The organism is Burkholderia metallica, from assembly GCF_001718555.1.
Taxonomy (GTDB): domain Bacteria; phylum Pseudomonadota; class Gammaproteobacteria; order Burkholderiales; family Burkholderiaceae; genus Burkholderia; species Burkholderia metallica.
This window is the reverse complement of sequence record NZ_CP013403.1, coordinates 2884208-2905448: the sequence shown is the minus strand read 5'-3', so window position 1 is coordinate 2905448 and position 21241 is coordinate 2884208. Positions and strand designations below refer to the sequence as shown.

General features: G+C 68.4%; 21 protein-coding genes. 12 read left to right on the top strand and 9 right to left on the bottom strand.

Going from position 1 to position 21241, the window contains the following annotated elements; genetic code table 11:
- Positions 1-63: 63 nt before the first annotated feature.
- Entirely contained in the window at positions 64-540 is a 477-nt protein-coding gene (locus WJ16_RS32335; protein ID WP_069260997.1) for an Lrp/AsnC family transcriptional regulator, read from the bottom strand.
- 177 nt (positions 541-717) lie between these two features.
- Here WJ16_RS32335 and WJ16_RS32330 point away from each other — a divergent pair, with 177 nt between their 5' ends.
- On the top strand, positions 718-1950 hold the full coding sequence (locus WJ16_RS32330) for a diaminopropionate ammonia-lyase (RefSeq protein ID WP_069260996.1): 1233 nt from the start codon (positions 718-720) through the stop codon (positions 1948-1950).
- A gap of 29 nt (positions 1951-1979) precedes the next feature.
- Positions 1980-3164, top strand: a complete 1185-nt coding sequence (locus WJ16_RS32325) for a M20 aminoacylase family protein (RefSeq protein ID WP_069261259.1) — start codon at positions 1980-1982, stop codon at positions 3162-3164.
- A gap of 118 nt (positions 3165-3282) precedes the next feature.
- On the opposite strand, the gene WJ16_RS32320 is transcribed toward WJ16_RS32325, so the two are convergent.
- The 3 genes from WJ16_RS32320 to WJ16_RS32310 all read right to left on the bottom strand — a co-directional run bounded on the left by WJ16_RS32320 (position 3283) and on the right by WJ16_RS32310 (position 6552).
- Complete coding sequence (locus WJ16_RS32320) at positions 3283-4641, bottom strand: aspartate aminotransferase family protein (protein ID WP_069260995.1); 1359 nt, start codon at positions 4639-4641, stop codon at positions 3283-3285.
- Between the two features lie 297 nt (positions 4642-4938).
- Positions 4939-5448, bottom strand: coding sequence for a GNAT family N-acetyltransferase (locus WJ16_RS32315; RefSeq protein ID WP_069260994.1), 510 nt, complete (start codon positions 5446-5448; stop codon positions 4939-4941).
- Between the two features lie 444 nt (positions 5449-5892).
- Positions 5893-6552 (bottom strand): outer membrane lipoprotein, encoded by a 660-nt coding sequence (locus WJ16_RS32310; RefSeq protein ID WP_069260993.1) that lies wholly within the window; start codon positions 6550-6552, stop codon positions 5893-5895.
- Between the two features lie 440 nt (positions 6553-6992).
- Between WJ16_RS32310 and WJ16_RS32305 the strand changes: the two genes are divergently transcribed.
- The 3 genes from WJ16_RS32305 (at position 6993) to WJ16_RS32295 (ending at position 10020) form a co-directional block, all read left to right on the top strand.
- Positions 6993-8192 carry an amidohydrolase family protein gene (locus tag WJ16_RS32305; protein WP_069260992.1) on the top strand — a complete coding sequence of 400 codons (1200 nt, stop codon included), beginning with the start codon at positions 6993-6995 and terminating at the stop codon, positions 8190-8192.
- Between the two features lie 90 nt (positions 8193-8282).
- Positions 8283-9467, top strand: coding sequence for an amidohydrolase family protein (locus WJ16_RS32300; RefSeq protein ID WP_069260991.1), 1185 nt, complete (start codon positions 8283-8285; stop codon positions 9465-9467).
- 79 nt (positions 9468-9546) lie between these two features.
- Positions 9547-10020 carry a nuclear transport factor 2 family protein gene (locus WJ16_RS32295; protein WP_069260990.1) on the top strand — a complete coding sequence of 158 codons (474 nt, stop codon included), beginning with the start codon at positions 9547-9549 and terminating at the stop codon, positions 10018-10020.
- A 57-nt stretch (positions 10021-10077) separates the two neighbouring features.
- Here WJ16_RS32295 and WJ16_RS32290 read toward each other — a convergent pair whose 3' ends face one another.
- On the bottom strand, positions 10078-10941 hold the full coding sequence (locus WJ16_RS32290) for a LysR family transcriptional regulator (protein ID WP_069260989.1): 864 nt from the start codon (positions 10939-10941) through the stop codon (positions 10078-10080).
- Positions 10942-11473: 532 nt separating this feature from the next.
- Here WJ16_RS32290 and WJ16_RS32285 point away from each other — a divergent pair.
- The gene (locus tag WJ16_RS32285; RefSeq protein ID WP_069260988.1) at positions 11474-12277 is read left to right on the top strand and encodes an ABC transporter substrate-binding protein; all 804 of its coding nucleotides are present in this window, start codon (positions 11474-11476) and stop codon (positions 12275-12277) included.
- A gap of 31 nt (positions 12278-12308) precedes the next feature.
- On the top strand, positions 12309-13157 hold the full coding sequence (locus tag WJ16_RS32280) for a phytanoyl-CoA dioxygenase family protein (RefSeq protein WP_069260987.1): 849 nt from the start codon (positions 12309-12311) through the stop codon (positions 13155-13157).
- Between the two features lie 76 nt (positions 13158-13233).
- Here WJ16_RS32280 and hutC read toward each other — a convergent pair whose 3' ends face one another.
- Together hutC and WJ16_RS32270 are read right to left on the bottom strand one after the other, a co-directional pair.
- A complete protein-coding gene (gene hutC, locus WJ16_RS32275) occupies positions 13234-13971 on the bottom strand; it encodes a histidine utilization repressor (RefSeq protein WP_069260986.1) in 738 nt (245 codons plus the stop codon).
- 31 nt (positions 13972-14002) lie between these two features.
- The gene (locus WJ16_RS32270) at positions 14003-14545 is read right to left on the bottom strand and encodes a helix-turn-helix domain-containing protein (protein ID WP_069260985.1); all 543 of its coding nucleotides are present in this window, start codon (positions 14543-14545) and stop codon (positions 14003-14005) included.
- A 134-nt stretch (positions 14546-14679) separates the two neighbouring features.
- On the opposite strand from WJ16_RS32270, the gene WJ16_RS32265 reads away from it, so the two are divergent.
- The 3 genes from WJ16_RS32265 to WJ16_RS32255 are packed head-to-tail and all read left to right on the top strand — an operon-like array spanning position 14680 to position 17113.
- Positions 14680-15462, top strand: coding sequence for an aldolase (locus tag WJ16_RS32265; RefSeq protein WP_069260984.1), 783 nt, complete (start codon positions 14680-14682; stop codon positions 15460-15462).
- 50 nt (positions 15463-15512) lie between these two features.
- Positions 15513-16409, top strand: coding sequence for a dihydrodipicolinate synthase family protein (locus WJ16_RS32260; protein WP_069260983.1), 897 nt, complete (start codon positions 15513-15515; stop codon positions 16407-16409).
- Positions 16406-17113: an MOSC domain-containing protein gene (locus WJ16_RS32255; RefSeq protein ID WP_069260982.1), complete on the top strand. Its 708-nt coding sequence runs from the start codon at positions 16406-16408 to the stop codon at positions 17111-17113. The genes WJ16_RS32260 and WJ16_RS32255 overlap by 4 nt, the downstream gene beginning before the upstream one ends.
- Before the next feature lie 45 nt (positions 17114-17158).
- On the opposite strand, the gene WJ16_RS32250 is transcribed toward WJ16_RS32255, so the two are convergent.
- Positions 17159-17923: an SDR family oxidoreductase gene (locus WJ16_RS32250; protein ID WP_069260981.1), complete on the bottom strand. Its 765-nt coding sequence runs from the start codon at positions 17921-17923 to the stop codon at positions 17159-17161.
- A gap of 399 nt (positions 17924-18322) precedes the next feature.
- Between WJ16_RS32250 and WJ16_RS32245 the strand changes: the two genes are divergently transcribed.
- Positions 18323-19030, top strand: coding sequence for a YceH family protein (locus tag WJ16_RS32245; RefSeq protein WP_069260980.1), 708 nt, complete (start codon positions 18323-18325; stop codon positions 19028-19030).
- Positions 19031-19120: 90 nt separating this feature from the next.
- Here the strand turns inward: WJ16_RS32245 and WJ16_RS32240 are convergent, their stop codons facing one another.
- Entirely contained in the window at positions 19121-19645 is a 525-nt protein-coding gene (locus WJ16_RS32240) for a hypothetical protein (protein ID WP_236858356.1), read from the bottom strand.
- 169 nt (positions 19646-19814) lie between these two features.
- Here WJ16_RS32240 and WJ16_RS32235 point away from each other — a divergent pair, with 169 nt between their 5' ends.
- A complete protein-coding gene (locus WJ16_RS32235) occupies positions 19815-21131 on the top strand; it encodes a lipase family protein (RefSeq protein WP_069260978.1) in 1317 nt (438 codons plus the stop codon).
- The last annotated feature ends 110 nt before the right edge of the window (positions 21132-21241 follow it).

The window sequence follows — 21241 nt, the reverse complement described above, 5'->3', positions numbered from 1 at the left end:
GTCGATGGGAGGCGGCCGGCGTGCGTCCTGCATGCCGGCTGCCCCATGTGTGCAACCGCTCACTTACTCGCCCGGTTCGACCGGCACCTCGAGCCCGACCTTCACGCGGCTCATGCTCACCAGCGTCTTGAACCGCTTCACGTTGTTGTTCGCGAAGAGCAGCTCGCGCGTGAGCGCGTTGTACTGATCCATGTTGCGCACGGCGAGGATCAGCACGAAATCCCATTCCCCCGTCACGTAGTAGCACTGCTGGATCTGCGGGCAGCGCTCGAAGCTGCGCTTCATCGCGTCGAGCTGGTCGATCTGCTCGCTTTCGACCTCGACGTTGACGACGATCGTCAGCGGATGGTCGACCTTGTCCGGCGCGATGACGGCCGTGTAACGCTCGATCACGCCTTCGTCCGCGAGACGCTTCAGGCGCCGGTTCACGGCCGCGGTCGACAGGTTGACGCGCGCGCCGAGTTCGCTTTGCGGCGTCTGCGCGTCGCGCTGGATGGCCATCAGCAGCTTGCGATCGTACGCATCGAGAGGGATCGTCATGATGGTGCGTGAAGCCTCGAAAGAATGGGAAATTTTTGCGTCTGAGCGGTCGATTTGGCGATTTTGTTGACCGGCGTGCGCAATATTATTTCTCAACCGACGGCGAGCGCAACTCGCGCATGCCCGATCCCCACCCACCCGACGGCCCCTGAGCCGTCCCGATCCGGAGCTTTCCGCGTGCTGATTGCCAACCCGCGTGCGTCGCGCACCGCCTACCCGAACGCGCTGCGCCGCGTCATGAACATCGCGTCCGCCGAAGAAAGCGGCGCATGGCTGTCGCACTGGCCGCTCGTCGGCCAAGCGCGCACGCCGCTGCGCGCGCTGCCCGATCTCGCCGCGCGGCTCGGCGTCGCGAGCGTGAGCGTAAAGGACGAGTCGTGCCGCTCGCCGCTCGGCAGCTTCAAGGCGCTCGGCGCGCCGATCGCGCTGGTGCGGCTCGTGAAGCGGCTGCGCCGCGCGCAGGATCTCGATCCGCAAGGGCTCGTCACCGGCCGCTACGCGGCGGAACTGGCCGACCTGACGGTGATCAGCGCGACCGATGGCAACCACGGCCGCGCACTGGCGGCCGCCGCGCGGGCGATCGGCTGCGGGTGCGTAATCGTGCTGCACGCGAACGTCGACGCCGAGCGCGAACGCGCGATCTCGGCGTACGGCGCGCGGATCGTGCGCGTCGCGGGCAATTACGACGAGTCGGTCGTCTGCGCGGCGCAGCTTGCGCAGGCGAACGGCTGGTACGTCGTGTCGGATACGTCGTACGACGGCTACGAAGCGATTCCGCGCGATGTGATGCAGGGTTACGGCGTGATCGCCGCCGAAGCGGTCGCGCAGGCGGCGCGGGACGACGGGCGGCCGTTCACGCACGTGCTGCTGCAGGGCGGGGTGGGCGGCCTCGCCGCGGGCGTCGCGAGCTATCTGTGGGAGCGCGACGGCGTGCAGCGGCCGCGCTTCATCGTCGTCGAGCCGCGCCAGGCCGATTGCCTGTACCAGAGCGCACTGGCGGGGCGCGCGACGAAGGCGAGCGGCAGCGTCGATTCGGTGATGGCCGGGCTGGCGTGCGGCGAGGCGTCGCCGCTCGCGTGGGACTTCCTCGAGATGTGCGTCGACGACTTCATGCTGATCGACGACGCAGACGCGGTGCGCGCGATGCGCGGCCTCGCGGCCGGCAGCGAACGCGACGTGCCGATCGTCGCCGGCGAATCGGGCGCGGCCGGCATCGCGGGGCTCGATGTGCTGATGCGCGATCCGGCGCTGGCGCGACAGGTCGGGCTCGATGCGCATGCGCGCGTGCTGGCGATCAACACCGAAGGGGCGACGGCGCCGTCCGTCTACCGCGACTGCGTCGGCGAAACGGCCGACGCGGTGCTCGCACGGCAGTGCGCATGGCTGGACCGCGTGGCGGTCGCGGCCTGAACGACATGATGATCGACGAGGCGAACGCAATGGACGCAATGGACGCAACCGAAGAAAGCACGCTGCAGGGGCAACTTAAGGCCTGGCGTCGCCATCTGCACCAGTATCCGGAGACGGGTTTCGAAGAGGTGAACACGTCGGACTACGTCGCGCACATCCTGACGACGCTCGGGCTCGACGTGCATCGCGGGATCGGCGGCACGGGGCTCGTCGCGAACCTGACGGCCGGCACCGGCAAGCGCGCGATCGGCATCCGCGCGGACATGGATGCGCTGAACATCGCCGAGCACGCGCCGGGCCGCGAACACGCGTCGCGCACGCCCGGCAAGATGCATGCATGCGGGCACGACGGCCACATGTCGATGGTGCTCGGCGCCGCGCAACTGCTGGCCGAGCGCAAGGATTTCGACGGCACGGTGCGCTTCATTTTCCAGCCGGCGGAAGAGCATGGTCGCGGCGCGAAGGCGATGATGGCCGACGGGTTGTTCGAGCGCTTTCCGGTGGACGCGATCTTCGGCGCGCACAACATGCCGGGCATGCGCGCGGGGACGTTCACGACGCGTGCGGGCGGCATCATGGCGAGCGAGGACAACTTCGTGATCCGAATCGATGGACGCGGCACGCATGCGGCACGTCCGCACATGGGTATCGATCCGATCGTGATCGGCGCGCAGGTCGTGCTCGCGCTGCAGACGATCGTGTCGCGCAATCTCGATCCGAGCCAGCAGGCGGTGATCTCGTGCACGGAGTTCATCACCGACGGGTTGCGCAACGTGCTGCCGTCGACCGTGACGATCAAGGGCGACACGCGCAGCTATTCGCGCGACGTGCAGGCGCTGCTGGCCACGCGGATGCGCGAGATCAGCGAAGGGATCTGCCGCGCGCACGGCGCGAGCTGCGCGTTCGAGTACACGCACGAGTTCGCGCCGACGGTGAATTCGCCGGAATGGGTCGACACGGCCGTGCAGGCGGCCGCGCAGGTCGCGGGCGCGGACGCGGTGAACGCCGACGTGCAGCCGATGATGATCTCGGAGGATTTCGGCGCGTTCCTGCAGGCGGTGCCCGGCAATTTCATGTTCATCGGCAACGGTGAAGCGGCCGGCCGCGGCGGCGTGCCGCTGCACAACGCGGGCTACGATTTCAACGACGAGATCCTGCAGGTCGGCGCGCGGTATTTCGCGGAAGTGGCGCGGCGGGCGTTGAAGGCGGCGTAGCGCGGCGCCGCACGATACGCATGTGACGGGAAACGGCTCGCCGTGCGGCGGGCCGTTTCATCGTCAGGCGGCACGCGCGACGCCAAAGGTCGCGCATCGCGCCGCGAAGGTTACCGCATCACACCAGCTCGCCGAGACACGCGCCGAACTGCGCGACGAGCCGGTCGACATCGTCGGCCGTCGTCTGCGGGCACACGAGCATCATGTTGTGGAACGGCGTGATCAGCACGCCGCGATTCAGCAGGTACAGGTGCACGACGTGTTCGAGTTCGCTGTCGAGCTGCGCGCCGGCGAGCGTTCCGTTGCGCGGCGGCACGGGCGCGAACTGAAATTCGGTGCGCGCGCCGATGCGCGTCACGCACCACGGCAGCCGGTGTTGCGCGATCGCCTGTTCGAGCCCCGACGCCAGCCGCGCGGCGAGTTCGAACATGTGCGCATAGGCCGCGTCGGTCGCGACTTCGGCGAGCGTCGCGCGCATCGCATGCATCGCGAGCATGTTCGCGGTGAGCGTCGTGCCGATCCCCGAATGGCCGGGCGGCGCGTTCAGCTTCGCCTGCTTCGCGCGTTCCGCGAATTCGGCGCTGAACCCGTACACCGCGCACGGCACGCCGCCCGCGATCGGCTTGCCGACCACCAGCATGTCCGGTTCGAGACCGTGCGCGACCGCGTAGCCGCCCGGGCCGCTGCTGATCGTGTGCGTCTCGTCGATCACGAGCAGCGTGCCGTAGCGGCGCGTCAGTCCGCGCGCGGCGTCCCAGAAGCCCGGATCGGGCAGCACCATCCCGATGTTCGTCATCGCGGGCTCGGCGAGCACGCACGCGACGTCGCCGGCTTGCAGCGCCGCTTCGAGCGCGGGCAGGTCGTTGAATTCGACGACGCGCGTATTCGCGAGCAGATCGTACGACTGCCCGAGCAGGCTGTCGCGCTGCACCGGGCGACCGTCGACGAGATCGACGAACACGTCGTCGACCGTGCCGTGATAGCAGCCGTTGAACACGACGATCGTGTTGCGGCCGGTGGCCGCGCGCGCCCAGCGCAGCACGAAGCGGTTCGCGTCGCTCGCGCTCAGCGCGAACTGCCAGACCGGCAGCCTGAAGCGGCGCGCGAGTTCGCGTGCGACCCACGCGGCGTCTTCGCTCGGCAGCATCGCCGTGTAGCCGCGCGTGGCCTGTTCGACGAGCGCACGCGCGACGGGCTCGGGCGCATGGCCGAACATCGCGCCGGTGTCGCCGAGGCAGAAGTCCACGTAGCGGTGGCCGTCGACGTCGGTGAACGTCGCGCCGCGCGCTTCCTTCACGACCAGCGAGAACGGCGTCGACCAGTCCTGCATCCAGTGCAACGGCACGCCGAACAGCAAGTGCTCGGACGCTTCCGCGGACAGCGCGCGGGAGACCGGCATGGCTTCGATGAATGCGTGGCGCTCGCGATCGAACAGCGCGCGGGCGCGGGTGAGGTCGACTCCGTGACGGGAAGGCAAAGGCAGCTCCTGGGCTGTGAAGGTACGGAAACGATAGCGCGGGCGCCGGGGGGATGAACAGGGGGCGGAATTACGGAGGCAGGTTGACGGTGGCGCGGCCGCTTGGCGCGAGGCCGAGGCGTCGGTATTTTTTCTAAAAGTTTCTGCGCATAAACCGGCGAGGGTGGGCCACGCCGGTTTTATTGCATGGAAAGTTGGTGGGCGCTCACATCCATGGCGTCGGATCCGGTGCGGACGAAGCGGGCCCGGGGGCACGCCCGGCTGCGTGTCACGATGCCCGTTCGCCGCCGTCTCGCGTTACGCCAGCGTCTTGACCATGTGGTGCTCGTCGTAGAAGCGGCCGTTGACGAACATCGAGCGCGGTTCCGTGCCGAACCGCACGAACCCCTGCGACGCATACAGCCGCTCCGCGGTGGCGTTGACCTCGTTCACGCACAGCATCAGCTGCTTGCAGCCCCACGCCTGCGCCGCGTGCGCGGTCGCGTTTTCCAGCAGCGTTTGCGCGATGCCCTGCCCGCGATACGCGGGATCGACGAACACGCCCCAGATCGTCGCCTTGTGCGCGATCTTCACGCGCGCATCGCGGCGCACGCCGGTGATGCCGACGAGCGTATCGCCGTCGAACGCGCCGAACACCGCGCGCTCGTGGTTCGGCGTGATGCGCGTCGCGAATTCGTCGACGGGCACCTGCGATTCTTCTTCGAGCGTCGGCAGGAAAGAGGTGGGTGCGGTGTCGACCGCACGCAGGCGGACGGTCTGGAAGCGGGCGGCGTCGGCCGCATCGAGCAGGCGGGTCGTGATCGTCATCGGGGGCGTTCAGGTTGGAGGTCGTGCATGCCGGCGCGGGCCGTTGCGGCCGCGGGATGCATCGTCCTTATCGTAATAGGAATCCGGATGTCGCGTGGCGTCGTGTGGCGCGGGCACGGGCGGCCTTTCAGATCGCGTCGCGCGGGCACCGCGCATCGCCGTCGACGTAGCGGCGTTCGCGGCGTCTGCAGATGGCTGCGGGGTCGACGCGCGTCGGGCTCGGTGTCGAGCGCATGTGACGCCGATGCGTTGTGACGCGGTTATCGGGGCGGGCGGTGGAGGGGGGCCGTGCGAGGGAGCGCCGGAGGCGGCGCGTCATGTGCGCCGGGCCGGCACGCCGGATGAAGATGACATGAAGCAGGCGCGCGGTCGCGTCGAACCCGTGCTCGACGTCAAGCGGCGCGCAACGATGCGCCCGATCAGGTCAGGCGCACCGCATCGAACTCAATACCGCGACAGCTGATTGCCGTTGATCTGCACGCGATCGCCCGGCCGCAGGTTGCCCGGCGACTGCACGTCGAACGAGCGCATTGTGCCGTCGCTGACCTGCACGTCGATCCGGTAGCTGCTCGGGCCTTGCGCGGCGCCCATCTGCTGACCGATCCGGTTGCCGGCCACCGCGCCGCCGAGCGCGCCGATCACGGTCGCCGCGTCGCGGCCGTGGCCGCGGCCGAACTGGTTGCCCACCAGGCCGCCGACCAGCGCGCCGACGACGGTGCCGGCCACGCCCGACGGGCCGACCGAGCCGTTGACCGGCTGGATGTTCGAGACCGTGCCGTACTGCGTGCCGTAGCCGTTGCCGTACTGGTTGCCGTATTGCTGCTGATTCCCGTACTGGTCATACGGCTGCTGCGAGCCGTACGGCTGCGGGTTGCCGTACTGGTCGTACGGCTGCTGCGTCTGGTTCGGATACGGCTGTTGCTGCTGCACGTAGCCCGGTTGCGAATACGCGGGCTGCGCGTAGCCGGGCGTCGCGTATTGCTGCTGCGGATAACCCGGCTGCGCGCCGTAGTAACCCGGCGCGACGCAGGCGGTCAGCGGCAGCGCCGCGACGGCGACGAGCGAGGCGAACAGAACGGTCTTCGTGGAAGGCATGCGCATCATGGTGTTTCCTGCATCGGCAACGGGTTCGCCGACGAATGCCGGGACGGGTGGCGAACTCGGCGTGAGTATAAGGAATGGCCGCAAGCGCGTCCGGTGCGGCCGGGTAACAACGTGTAAAGTCTGTTGCCGCGTAAATCGCCGTCCGGCGGGGCGTGGAAGCGGCGCTCGGCGAAGGTGCGAGACGGCCTTTGGGCGTGCCCGTTGCGGTGATCCCGATGCCGTTTGGCCATCCGCTTTTCCGCGGCCTTCATCGCGATCCAGCCCCGTCGTCATGCCGCGCATCGCGAAATCGAATGCGCGGCATCGCGACATTTAATTGGCCTCGGGCAGCGGCGTCCGATATCGTGGCCGCAGTCCCTTCCAACGGTCGCGCCCTGCCGGCCGCGGTGCCTTCCTCTGTCCGCGCCGGCGTCGCGCAGCGACCGCCCCCATTCCGAGCCATGACCGAACGTATCTTCATCAATGCCGTCGACGCCGGCGGCCAGCCAATCAACCTCGTCGTTCGCGACGGCCGCTTTGCCGCGATCGGCGCTGATTGCACCGCTACGCCCGGCGCGGAAACGATCGACCTCGACGGCCGCGTCGTGCTGCCCGGCTTCGTCGACGGTCACATCCACCTCGACAAGAGCTTCGTCGGCGATCGCTGGGTGTCGCACGAACCGGTCGGCACGCTGCGCGAGCGGCTAGCGGTCGAAAAGCGCCAGCTCGCGGCCGCGCCGCCGATCGTCGAGCGTGCGAATGCGCTGATCGCGCAGGCCGCCGCGTTCGGCACGGTCGCGATGCGCAGCCACGTCGACGTCGATGCGACGACCGGCCTGTCGAACCTGCAGGCCGTGATGGCCGCGCGCGAGCAATGGCGCGGGATCGTCGATATCGAACTCGTCGCGTTCCCGCAGGCGGGCGTCGTGTCGTGCCCCGGCACTGCCGACGTCCTCGATGCGGCCGTGCGCGAAGGCGCGGATGTGGTGGGCGGGATCGACCCGACGACGCTCGACGGCGATGCGCACGGCCAGCTCGACATCGTGTTCGGCATCGCGGAAAAGCGCGGCGCGAAGATCGACATCCACCTGCACGAGCCGGGCGAAACGGGCATCGCGCAATTGCTGCGGATCGCGGCGCGCACGCGCGCGGCCGGGCTCGGCGGCCGCGTGAACGTGAGCCATGCGTACGCGCTCGGCCAGGTCGGCGATGCCGATGTGCAGCGCACCGCGGCGGCCCTGGCCGAAGCCGGCGTGTCGATCCTGACGAATGCGCCGGGCGACTGCGCGTTTCCGCCGGTGCAGGCGCTGCGCGACGCGGGCGTGCACGTGTTCGCGGGCAACGACAACATCCGCGACGCGTGGTGGCCGTACGGCAACGGCGACATGCTGCAACGCGCGATGATGGTCGGCTACCGGTCGGGCTTCTACACCGACGAAGCGCTCGGTATCGCGCTGGACATGGCGACGTATGCCGGTGCGCGCGTAATCGGCAAGGACAACTATGGAATCGCGGTCGGCTGCGACGCGACGTTCGTCGCGGTGCGTGCGCCGAATGCGGCGGCGGCCGTCGCGGGCGTGCCGGCCGAGCGCTGGGTGTTCCGCTGCGGCGAAAGCGATACGGGCGCGCCGTTCGCTCCCGCGCTGCGCGTCACGCGCTGACCGCGCCGGGGCGCGGCACCTGCGCCGCGCCTCTTCGACCGGACCGCACCAATTGCACTAATCGCACTGACCGACCCCACCGGAACCGACATGACGAACCTGCTGATCCGCAACGTCCGCCCGAGCGCCGACGCCGCGCTCGACATCCTGATCGAAGGCGATCGCATCGCGCGCATCGGCCCGTCGCTCGATGCGCCTGCCGGCTGCGCGATCGAGGACGGCGCGCTCGCGCTCGCGCTGCCCGGCCTCGTCGAAGGCCACACGCACCTCGACAAGACGCACTGGGGCATGCCGTGGTATCGCAACCAGGTCGGGCCGCGCCTCGTCGACCGGATCGAGAACGAACGCCACTATCGCGCGACGAGCGGCCACGACGCCGGCGTCGCGTCGCTCGCGCTGGCGCACGCGTTCCTCGCGGCCGGCACCACGCGCATCCGCACGCACGTCGATATCGATACCGACGCCGGGCTGCGGCATCTGCACGGCGTGCTCGCGACGCGCGAGACGCTGCGCGGGCAGGTCGAGATCCAGATCGTCGCGTTTCCGCAGTCGGGCGTGCTCAAGCGCCCCGGCACGGATGCGCTGCTGTCCGACGCGCTGGCTGCCGGCGCCGATCTGCTCGGCGGGCTCGACCCGTGCGCGATCGAAGGCGATCCGGTCGAGGCGGTGGACGTGCTGTTCGCGATCGCCGCGCGCCACGGCCGCGGGCTCGACCTGCATCTGCACGAGCGCGGCTCGATGGGCGCGTACTCGCTCGACCTGATCCTGCAGCGTACGGCCACGCACGCGATGCAGGGCAAGGTGACGATCAGCCACGGCTTCTGTCTCGGCGATATCGCCGAACGCGAGCGGGATGCGCTGCTCGCGCGGATGGCCGAGCTCGGCGTCGGGCTCGTCACGACCGCACCGGCCGCGGTGCCGGTGCCGTCGGTGGCCGCATGCCGCGCGGCGGGCGTGACGGTCATCGGCGGCAACGACGGCGTGCGCGACACGTGGACGCCGTACGGGTCGCCCGACATGCTCGAACGCGCGATGCTGATCGGCATGCGCAACGATTTCCGCCGCGACGATGCGCTCGAAGTCGCGCTCGACTGCGTGACGCACGGCGCGGCGCGCGGGTGCGGCTTCGACGGCTACGGGCTGCAGCCCGGTTGCCGCGCGGACGTCGTACTCGTCGATGCGTTGACATTCGCCGAGGCCGTCGTCGCGCGGCCGGTGCGGCGGCTCGTCGTGTCGTCCGGGAAGATCGTCGCGCGCAACGGTGCGCTGGTCTGAGTGAAGCCGCGAGTGCGGCCCGAGCGCCGTGCCGCGCCGGTATGATCCGGTTTTCAGCCGGACTTCCCGGGAGACGACGATGCGACGCACGACAGCGGCACGGGCCGCACGATGGATGGCGGCGGCCCTGTTCGCCGTGAGCGCCGCGCAGGCGGTGGCGGCCGGGCCGACGGACGCGCGGCAGGAAGCGAACCGGCGCACGGTGCTCGCGTTCTACGAAAAAGGGTTGAACGACAAGGATGCGGACGCCGCGCTCGCGTATGTCGGCGATCGCTACGTGCAGCACAACCCGAACGCGGCCGACGGCCGCGACGGCTTCCGCAAGTTCGTCGCGTTCCTGCGCGATAAATATCCGCAGTCGCACAGCGAGATCAAACGCGTGTTCGTCGACGGCGACTACGTGATCCTGCACGTGCACGCGGTGCGCGAACCCGGCACGCGCGGCAGCGCGATCATCGACATCTTCAAGCTCGAGAACGGCAAGATCGTCGAGCACTGGGACGTCAATCAGCCGGTGCCCGAGCAGGCCGCGAACGCAAACACGATGTTCTGACGGGGTCGGGCGCGCGAGCGCGTCGCGGCGGCCTTCGCGTTGCCGCTGCCGGCCTGCTTACCGCTCCTCGTGCTCGAGCATCGTCGCGAGCGCCTTCGTCAGTTCGCTGACCATCGGGTCAGCCGTCGGACGGTGCAGTATCGCGATGTCCATGTGCTCGATCGGCGCGAAACCCTGCTTCGCGGTCAGCACGACGTGCTCGTCCGTCACCACGCGCGCCGGCAGCACGCTGATGCCGAGCCCGTCCGCGACCGCGGCCTGGATGCCGCTCAGGCTCGACGTCGTGAAGCTGATCCGCCAGCGGCGGCCGCGCTCCTCGATCGCCTTGATCATGTCGTCGCGATAGAGCCCGCGCGGCGGGAAGACGACGATCGGCACCGGGTCGAGGTCGATCGACGGATGCTTCGCGCTGTCGATCCAGCGCAGCTGCTCGGGCCAGCGCACCACGGCCTCGCGGCTGTCGCGCCGCTGCTTGATCAGCACGAGGTCGAGTTCGCCGCGGTCGTACGCGGCGCTGATGTCGCGGCTCAGCCCGCACGTCACTTCGAGCTTCACCTGCGGATGCGCGCGCTTGAATGCCGCGAGCGCATGCGTCGTGCGGCCCGCCGCGAAATCGTCGGGCACGCCGAGCCGGATCGTCAGCGCGACCGTCGCGCCCGACAGCGCTTCCAGCATCTCGTCGTTCAGCGCGATCATGCGCCGCGCATAGCTGAGCACCGTCACGCCCGCGTCGGTCGGCCGCACGTCGCGCGTGCCGCGGTCGAGCAGGCGGTGCCCGGCGATTTCCTCGAGCCGGCGCACCTTCTGGCTGACCGTCGACTGCGTCGAATGCAGGCGCGCCGACGCGGTCGTGAAGCTGCCGCAATCGGCGACCATCACGAGCGCGCGCAGCAGGTCGAGGTCGAACAGGGGTCTATTCATTTCTGCACTTCTGTGGATTCGCGCATTTCATTTCCAAATGCGTGCGACGACTTTTAACATGGCCGGACACGGCGGGCAATCGCGGTTTCGACGGACCTGGTGCGGCGGCGCGGGGGCGCCTGACGCACATCTTCAGATGAATTTTCGTCCTCGGAGAATGCCATCGTGGCGTGCGCTGGACGAGACCGTGCCGGGACGACCGGTATAGACACCGTAATCTCACCTCTCTCCGGAAAAGCACGCGCCGTTGCGGGTATGCATCGCGCAGGGTAAACACCCTAAGAATGCGAGGAAATCCCCGCCAGACGGTCACGTTGCAGGCGCTACTGCGCTCTCCTTTCCCGATTCGAGCCTGTATTCCGCCCCACCCTCCGTTTCTCCCGCTTGCGCTCGAAAATTGAGCGGTCTAGACTGCATCGCAGTTTCATCGAAGTCCCTGTCTTTCGCGCCCCGCGCCTGCCGCTCCGGCGCAATCGCACCCACCGGACGCCGGCGCCTGCCCGCCGCGCGTCGAGACTTTCAAGGACCCGTCATGAACCGCTCTGCAACGCTTTTCGTCACCGCGCTGGCGTTCGCGCCGCTCGTATCGTTCGCGCAGGACACGTCGACGATCCGCTGGGGCATCGATCCCACCTATCCGCCGTTCGAGGCGAAGCAGCCCGACGGCTCGCTCGCCGGCTTCGACATCGACCTGCGCAACGCGATCTGCGAGCACCTGCGCGCGAAATGCGTGTGGGTCGAGCAGGGCTTCGACGGGATGATCCCGGCGCTGCGCGCGCGCAAGTTCGACGTGATCATGTCCGCGATGACGGCCACCGACGAACGGCTCAAGCAGATCGATTTCTCGAACAAGCTGTATGCGTCGCCGGGCGCGCTCGTCGCGCCGGTCGGCTCGAAGCTGCTGCCCACCGCCGCGTCGCTCGCGGGCAAGCGCATCGGGATCGACCAGGGCACGACGCAGGAGGCGTACGCGAAGGCCGAATGGGCGACCAAGGGCGTGACGATCGTCTCGTACCAGAACCAGGACCAGGTGTATCAGGATCTCGTCAACGGCCGCCTCGACGCGACCTTCCAGGACAAGACGCAGGCCGGCTACTCGTTCCTGAAGACGCCGCGCGGCAAGGGCTACGCGTTCGCGGGCCCCGACGTGACCGACGTGCGGATCACGGGCTACGGCGTCGCGATGGGCGTGCGCAAGGGCGATGCCGACATGAAGAAGCGGCTGAACGACGCGATCGTCGCGATCCGCGCGAACGGCACGTATCAGAAGATCGCCGCGAAATACTTCGATTTCGATATCTACGGCGCGAAGCAGCAACTGACTTCGGCACCGTGACTCCGTCACGCATTCAATCGACAGGCACACCATGACGAGTATCCAGGATCGCGTCGCGCAAGCCGTGACGCCCGAACTGATCGCCGCGTTCCGAGACGAAGGCGCGGTCTGCATCAAGGGCATTTTTTCGCCCGACGAAGTCGCCGCGCTGCGCGCCGGCATCGATGCGAACCTCGCGCAGCCGAGCGTGCGCGCGAAGGTCGCGAGCCGGCCCGACGATCCGGGCTGGTTCTTCGAGGATTTCTGCAACTGGCAGCACAACGACGCGTATCGCGACTTCATCGTGCGCTCGCCGGCGCCGTCGGTGGCCGCCGCGCTGATGGGCACCGAAAGCGTGCGGCTGCATCACGACCACCTGCTCGTGAAGGAGCCCGGCACGCGGCAGCGCACGCCGTGGCATCAGGACCAGCCGTACTACAACATCGAAGGCGACGACAACGTCAGCATGTGGATTCCGGTCGACCCGGTGCCGCTCGAATCGACGCTGGAATTCGTCGCGGGCTCGCATCGCGGGCCGTGGCTGATGCCGCGTACGTTCATGGACAAGGAAGCGAAGTGGTTCCCGGAAGGCAGCCTCGCGGACCTGCCAGACATCGAGGCCGACCGCGCGGCGTTTCCGATCCGCCGCTGGGCGCTCGAACCCGGCGACATGGTGTGCTTCCGGATGCTGACGCTGCACGCGTCGGGCGGCACGCAGAACCGCCGCCGCGCGTTCTCGATCCGCTTCGTCGGCGACGACATCCGTCACGCGCCGCGCCGCTGGAAGACGTCGCCCGAGTTCCCCGGGCTCGCCGAGCAATTGCCCGACGGCGCGCCGCTCGATCATCCGCTGTTTCCGGTCGTGTGGTCGCGCGGCGCGGGGCAGGCCGGCGCGATCTGAGCAGGGTCGATACATAACGCGGCGGCCGTTTCATCGCGAAACGGCCGCCGTGCTCGTTGGTACGGACGATGAAGACTCAGGTCGGGTGGCGCCCGGCACCCGGCTTGAAGCGCGAGCCGAGCCGGTAGCGGTTGCCCGGATGCAGGAAATGCACGAACGTGACGGGCAACCCGTTCGTCCAGGTACGACGCGTGAGCGTGAGACACGGCTCGTCGGCGCGCATGTCGAGCAGCCGCGCCTGTTCGCCGGTCGGCAGCGACGCATCGACCACGTGCTCGATCTCCAGTTCGTAGTGCGACACGTTGTTGTACAGGTACTCCGACGGCGGCTCGGTCTGGAAATCCTGGTCGATGAAGCCGGGCGCGGCGGCCGGGTTCACGTAGCGATCCTCGAGCTGGATCGGGCGGCCGTTTTCCTCGTGCACGCACACCACGTGAAAGACCGGTGTGTTGACCGGCAGGCCGAACGCGGCCGCGACGTCGAACGACGCGGGCTCGCTTGCCCGGCTCAGCACGCGGCAGCGATATTCGTGCCCGCGCGCGCGGATTTCGTCGCGGATGTGCGCGATCATCAGCAGGTTCGACTGCGGCTTCTCCTCGGCGACGAAGGTGCCGACGCCCGCGATGCGCTTGAGCACGCCTTCCTCGGTCAGCTCGCGCAGCGCGCGGTTGACCGTCATGCGCGCGACGCCGAACTGCGCGGCGAGATCGAGCTCGGACGGAATGCGGTCCCCGGGGCGCCAGTCGCCGGATTCGACATTCCGGCGAACGAGCGTCTTGATCTGCTGGAACGGTGCGGTGGCCTTCGTGACCATCGGGGAATCCTTGCGCGAAGAGGTGACGATGCTAGTCGTCGTGACTGACGACGACCAGGATCTCCGCCTGCGCGGTGCCGAGGCTGCGCGTGCGGTGCGGGATGAGTGCGTTGAAATAGACCGAATCGCCCGCCTTGAGTTGCACGGTCTCGTTCGGAAATTCGATCTCGACGCGCCCCTTGTGCACGAACAGGAATTCCTCGCCTTCGTGCTCGCGGAACGTCGACGCGACGAATTCGTGCGGCGGATGCACGACGAACGGCAGCATCTTCTTCGGCGCGACGCCGGCCGCGATGCTTTCGAAGCGGTGCGCGCGACTGTCGGCCGCCGCGCCCATCGCCGTGCGTTCGCCGGCGCGCGTGACCGTGATCAGCTCGCGGTTGTGACTTTCGGAGAACAGTTGCTCGACATCGACGTTCAACGCCTTCGACAGCTTCAGCGCGACCGCGATCGACGGCACGCTCAGGCCGCGCTCGACTTTCGACAGGTAGCTCTTGGTGAGACCCGTCTCGTCGGCCAGCACGTCGAGCGTCCAGCCCTTCTGTTTTCTGAGCAGCTTCAGGCGAATCGTCATGGGGCGCCAGGTGTCCTTCGAAAAACCGATTGTAACGCATGACACAAAGTGTCCTATGGTGTATCGTGTGTCGCGTGGTGCCGGGAAAACGGCTGCGGACGGCGCGGCAGGCCGGCGCCATTCAGGAGGCGAACATGGCGGAAACGCTGAAGTTGACGAAGGAAGCGCTGGTCGCGCTGGCGGAGCGGCGGCTTGAAAACGAAGTGGGCGACAGCGGCTGGTCCGCGCGGCAGAAGCTCGCGCTCACGTGCCGGATCCTGTTCGACGCCGGCCACGATTCCGGGCTGGCCGGGCAGATCACGTGCCGCGCGGGCGACGCCGGCACCTACTACACGCAGCGGCTCGGGCTCGGGTTCGACGAAATCTCCGCCGCGAACCTGCTGCGCGTGAACGAGGATCTCGACGTCGTCGACGGCGAGGGCATTCCGAATCCGGCCAACCGGTTCCACACGTGGATCTACCGCGAGCGCCCGGACGTGAACTGCATCATCCATACGCATCCGGCGCACGTCGCGGCGCTGTCGATGCTCGAGCAGCCGCTCGTCGTGTCGCACATGGACACCTGCCCGCTGTACGACGACTGCGCGTTCCTGAAGGATTGGCCCGGCGTGCCGGTCGGCAACGAGGAGGGCGAGATCATCTCGAAGGCGCTGGGGAGCAAGCGCGCGATCCTGCTGGCGCATCACGGCCAGCTCGTGGTCGGCAAGACGATCGAGGAAGCCTGCCTGCTCGCGCTGCTGATCGAGCGGGCCGCGAAGCTGCAATTGCTCGCGATGTCGGCCGGCGAGATCCGGCCGGTGCCTCCGGCGCTGGCGCGCGAAGCGCACTACTGGATCTCGAAGCCGAAGCGCGATGCGGTGACGTTCGACTACTACGCGCGCCGTGCATTGCGCACGCATCGGGATTGCGTCGCGTGAGCGGCCGATTCGTTGCCGAGCCATGTATTCATCATTGAGGAATCCCTATCGTGTCCATCCTGCTGAAAGGCATCATTGCCTACCCCGTTACGCCATTTTCCGCCGATGGTAGCGTCGACCTGAAAACGCTCGATGCGCTGATCGAGCGCCTGCTTGCCGACGGCGTCCATGCGATCGCGCCGCTGGGCAGTACCGGCGAGAGCGCGTACCTGTCCGACGCCGAATGGGAGGCGGTCGCCGCCGCGTCGATTCGCGCGGTGCGCCGACGCGTGCCGACCGTCGTCGGCATTTCCGATCTCACCACGGCGGGCGCGGTGCGCCGCGCCCGCTTCGCCGAACAGGCCGGCGCCGATGCGGTGATGGTGCTGCCGGTGTCGTACTGGAAGCTCGCCAACGAAGAAATCGTCGCGCACTATCGCGCGATCGGCGACGCCATCGGCATCCCGATCATGCTGTACAACAACCCGGCGACGAGCGGCGTCGACATGTCGCCCGAGCTGATCGCCACGATCTGCCGGAGCGTCGACAACGTGACGATGGTGAAGGAGAGCACCGGCGACATCGGCCGGATGCACCGGCTCGCGCAGTTGAGCGACGGCGCGATCCCGTTCTACAACGGCAGCAACCCGATGGCGCTCGCCGCGCTCGCGGCAGGCGCCACCGGATGGTGCACGGCCGCGCCGAACCTGAATGCGGCGTTGCCGCTGGCGCTGTTCGACGCGATGCGTGCGGGCGACCTCGCGCGTGCGAGGTCGGTCTTTCATGCGCAACTGCCGCTGCTGCAGTTCATCGTCAGCGGCGGGCTGCCGGTGACCGTGAAGGCCGGGCTGCGTTTGCGCGGCTTCGATGCCGGCGAACCGAGGAAGCCGCTGATGCCGCTCGGCGACGCGCGCACGCGTGAACTCGAACGCCTGCTCGCGGCGCTGCCGGACGGTGTGACGACATGAGCGATCCGGCACGCGCGGCAATCTCGGCCGTCATCGGCGCGGTGCGGGTCGGCAAGTGCCGGCCGCTGGCCGGCACGCCGCACGCGAGCGCGATCGACAAGCAGCCGGTCGGCGCGCGTCTGTGGCTGGGCACGCACGGCTTTGCCGGAGACGAGCAGGCCGATGCACGACATCACGGCGGCCCCGACAAGGCGGTCCACCACTATGCGCACGATCACTATGCGTGGTGGGCCGCGCAGATCGGCGCGCGCGACGTGCTCGCGCAACCGGGCGCGTTCGGCGAGAACCTGTCGACGCACGGAATGACCGAAGACGACGTATGTCTCGGCGACGTGTTCACGCTGGGTGGCGCGGTGCTTCAGGTGTCGCAGTCGCGGCAGCCGTGCTGGAAGCTGAATGCGCGTTTCGAGCATCCGCGGATGGCCGCGCTTGTGCAGCAAAGCGGCCGGACCGGCTGGTATTACCGCGTGCTGCAGGAGGGGTGGGTCGCGCCGGGCGACGTGCTGGCGCTGCACGAGCGTTGCTATCCGCAATGGCCGCTGTCGACCGTGCTCGACGTGCTGTACCGGCGCACGCTCGACATGGCCGCGCTCGATGCGCTGTGCGCCGTGCCGGTCCTGCCGTCCGGGTGGCGCAAGATGCTCGACAAGCGCCGCATGGAGCGGCAGGTCGAAGACTGGACGAAGCGGCTCGACGGGCGTTGACGGGTGGCGCGGCCGCGTGCTCGTGTGGCCCCGCGGCCGGGCGACTCAGTGGCCCGGCAACTCCCGCACGTCGGCGGTCGGCACCGAGCCGAATGCATCGCTCAGCGCATAGCCGATCAGGTGTCGCGCGGCGGCTTCGGGCGTCGCGAGCGCGCCGCTCGACTTCAACTGGTCGAATTTCTCGCGCATCGGGAAGTTGTCTTCGCTGGTCGAGCGGATCGTCGCCTGCATGCCGGTGTCGACGACGCCCGGTGCAACGCTGCAGATCCGCAGCGCGCCGTTCGCATCGAGCGCGACCGCGCGCGCATGGTGATCGAGCGCGGCCTTGGTCGCGCAGTACACGCTCCAGCCCGAATACGCGTTGCGCGCCGCGCCGCTCGACACGTGCAGGATCCGGCATTCGGTCGCGGCCGATGCTGCCTGCACGAGCGCAGCCGACAGCATCAGCGGCGCCGCGACGTTCACGCCGACCGCGCGCGCAACGATCGACGGATCCTGCGCGGCGAGCGGGCCGATCGGATCGACGATGCCCGCGTTGTTGAACAGCAGCACGATCGACGCGCCGTCGACGAAGCGGCGCAGCGTATCGCCGGCCAGCCAGGCCGCGACGGCCGGCGGGTCCGACAGGTCGAGTTCGATTTCGGCGAAGCGGTCGCCGGCCTGCGACGCGAGCGACGGGTGACGGCTGCGCGACACGCCGAGCACGGCGACGCCTTCCAGCAGCAGTTGTTCGGCGAGCGACGCGCCGAGGCCGCGCGTGTGTCCGGTGACGATGGCGCGCACGTGCGGTGCGGAAGAGGATGCGGTCATGGCGGTGAACGGGTGGAAAGGGTGAACGGATGAGCGGTGTCGACGCGCGGTGCGCCTGCGTGGCGGCATCGCGTGCGGAATGGGCGATGCGTGGTGCGGTGTGAGGGCGGTCGCGCGGCGCCGCGGACGTCGGGGTAACGGATATCGTAGCGCCCGCCTGCGCGTCGCGCAAACGCCGCCATGCGTAAGGTGCCGGCAGTCGCGGCGTGGCGGCACGCATTGCCGTGCGACACGGACCTGCCGATACGTTGGACGAAAGCCGGCTGCGGCCAGTACACGCGTCGGCGCGGCAGGCAGCGCCGGGCCGCGTGCCGCAAGCTATCATATGGCTCGCCCGTGCGCGATGCCGCGCGGGCCGCGACCGTTTCCCTTCACCTGCTGCACGCTGCGACGCCACTCATGACCACCACCCCGGATACGCCCACGCCTCGCGCCCTTCGCGAACTCACGCCCCTCGAGGCCCGCATTCTCGGCGTGCTCGTCGAGAAACAGCACACGGTGCCGGACACCTATCCGCTGTCGCTGAATGCGCTGACCGCGGGCTGCAACCAGAAAACCGCGCGTTCGCCGGTGATGAACGTCAGCGAGGATGAAGTCACGACCGCGCTCGACGGGCTGAAGCACCTGAGCCTCGTGATGGAAGGCAGCAGCAGCCGCGTGCCGCGTTTCGAGCACAACGTGAACCGCGTGCTCGGCATCCCGAGCCAGGCGATCGCGCTGCTGACGATCCTGCTGCTGCGCGGCCCGCAGACGGCCGCCGAGCTGCGCCTGAACAGCGCGCGCCTGCACGGTTTCGCGGATATCTCGTCGGTCGAGGCATTCCTCGACGAGCTGGCGGCGCGCGCGCAGCCGCTCGTCGTCCGGTTGCCGCGTGCGCCGGGGGCGCGCGAGAACCGCTGGATGCACCTGATGTGCGGCGAAGTGAACCTGGCCGACTTCGCGAGCGCCGATGCCGGCGGCGCGGATTCCGTGCCGCCTTCCGAATTCGAAGCGCTGAAGGCCGAACAGAAGCGCCTTGCCGATGAAGTGGCGCGGCTGAATGCGCTGGTTCTTCGGATGGCCGGCGAGCTGGGCATCGACGTCGACGCGCCAGGCGACGCGTCCTGACATAAGCGGCTGCGGTGCGTGTGCATTGCCCGGCCCCGCCACCACGCGGGCTGGCCGGCGCGCGATGCGGATACCGCACGCACCGCCGCGTTACTTCAGCTTGACCCCCGGTACCAGATAGCGCGAACCGCCCGGCTTCAGAACCGGCGCGAGCGCCGCAAACGACGCATCGAGCTGCGGCCCGAGACGCGCGCCCATCGCGTGCCCGATGCCGGAGACGCTGAACGACAGCTTGCCGGGCGCATCGAACTCGAACGCCAGATACTGCGGGAATACGTCGGCGCATGCGATCGAATCGCTGTCGCCATCCGTCGGGTGAGCGACGGATTCGGCCTTGTCACGCAGCCGCGTGATGAAGCTCACCAGTGCGGGGCTCGTTTCCGGATCGCCATCCTTGCCTGCCGTAGTCGCGTCGATCACGCGATTCCAGTCGAGATACGTGCCGCGCAGCAGATCGGAGACGGTCATCGCGGCGTGTCGGTTGGGCGGGGAACAATCGGTCGCGACAGGCGGCGCCCGGCGCGGCCAACACCCCGCCTCGCGCGGCATCGGATTTAGGCGTTTACCTTCAAACAGCGGAAAACGCCCATCGAGTGCGGGTTCGTTGTGCTTCAATGAATCCGGTTTGTACTCCTACTAAAATTACGGATTCAGAACAGGCCGGATCATTCATTCACAGGAGACAGTCGATGGCTTTGAAACGGTTTTGAAGCGCCACACGCGATGGTCTGCAACACCGCCGAACTTCCTTCGATGAAAGCAGGTTATCCCAGGGGCTCCCACCATGTCCTCCAGACGTTTCATGATGGCCGCGGCGGCCGTTTCCGCCGCGCTGGCCGTCGCCGCGCCGCCGGCCACTGCCGCCGCGCCGACCGTGTCCGACCCGTTCTACACGTACACCGGCACCACGCCGCTGGCATCGATTCCACCGGGCACCGTGCTCAAGACGCGCAACGTCACCTATCACGTGGCCGGCATCCCGACCGCGCTGACCGCGCAGCAGTTGCTGTATCGCACCAATAACGCGCTGAACCAGCCGGTCGTCAACGTGACGTCGGTGATCCGGAGCCAGGTCAGCAACGGCCGCGCGATCTCGTACCAGTCGGCCTACGATTCGCTGAACCCGTACGACGAGCCGTCGCAGGTGATCGCCGGCGACCGCGACGTCACGAAGGTCATCAACGTCGGCACGTTGCTCTACAGCGCGGAATCGATTCCGCTGTCGACGCTGCTGCTGCTCGGCTACAACGTGATCGTGCCCGATACGGAAGGCCAGACGTCCGACTTCGCGGCCGGCCCCGAGTACGGGATGACCACGCTCGATTCGATCCGCGCGGCGCTCAACACGCCGTCGACCGGCCTCAATCCGTCGAGCAAGGTCGCGATGATCGGCTATTCCGGCGGCGCGATCGCGACAAACTGGGCCGCGCAGCTCGCGCCGAGCTATGCGCCCGAGATCAACCGGCAGCTCGTCGGCGCGGCGGAAGGCGGCGTGCTGGTCGATCCCGCGCACAACCTGCGCTACGTCGACGGCAGCATCGTGTGGGGCGGCGTGGCCGCGGCCGCGCTGGCCGGCCTGTCGCGCGGCTACGGCTTCGACCTGACGCCGTATCTCAGCGATACCGGCATGGCGGTGTTCAAGGACATCCAGAGCCAGTCGCTCGCGTACATCCTGCCGAAGTACACGGGGCTGCATTGGGGCACGCTGTTCAAGCCGCAGTACGCGAACGACATCAACAGCATTCCGGTGTACGTGACGTACGCGAACAAGGTGAATGCCGGGCTGGCCCCGTCGCCGACGATCCCGATGTTCATCGGCCAGGGCACGGCCGGCGCGCTCGACGGCACCTTCGGCAGCCAGGTGGGCGACGGCGTGATGCTCGCGTACGACGTGCGCGCGCTCGCGCAGAAGTTCTGCGCGAGCGGCACGCCGGTCACGTACAACGAGTATCCGCTCGAGCATGCGGGCGCGATCGTGCCGTGGGTGGCCGGCATGTTGCCGTGGCTCTACGACCGCTTCAACGGGAAAGCCGCGCCGAGCAACTGCTGGCTCACGTCGCTGCTGCCGAGCAATTCGCTGGCGCCCGAGACGCTGCACTAGCCGCGCCGCAACGCCGCGCAGGGCCGGGCGACCCGTCACGGGTCGCCTTTTTTCGTTCCGGGATCGGCCGCGAACGCACGAGCGCGGCCTTCACCGCTCCCGCTCTCCCG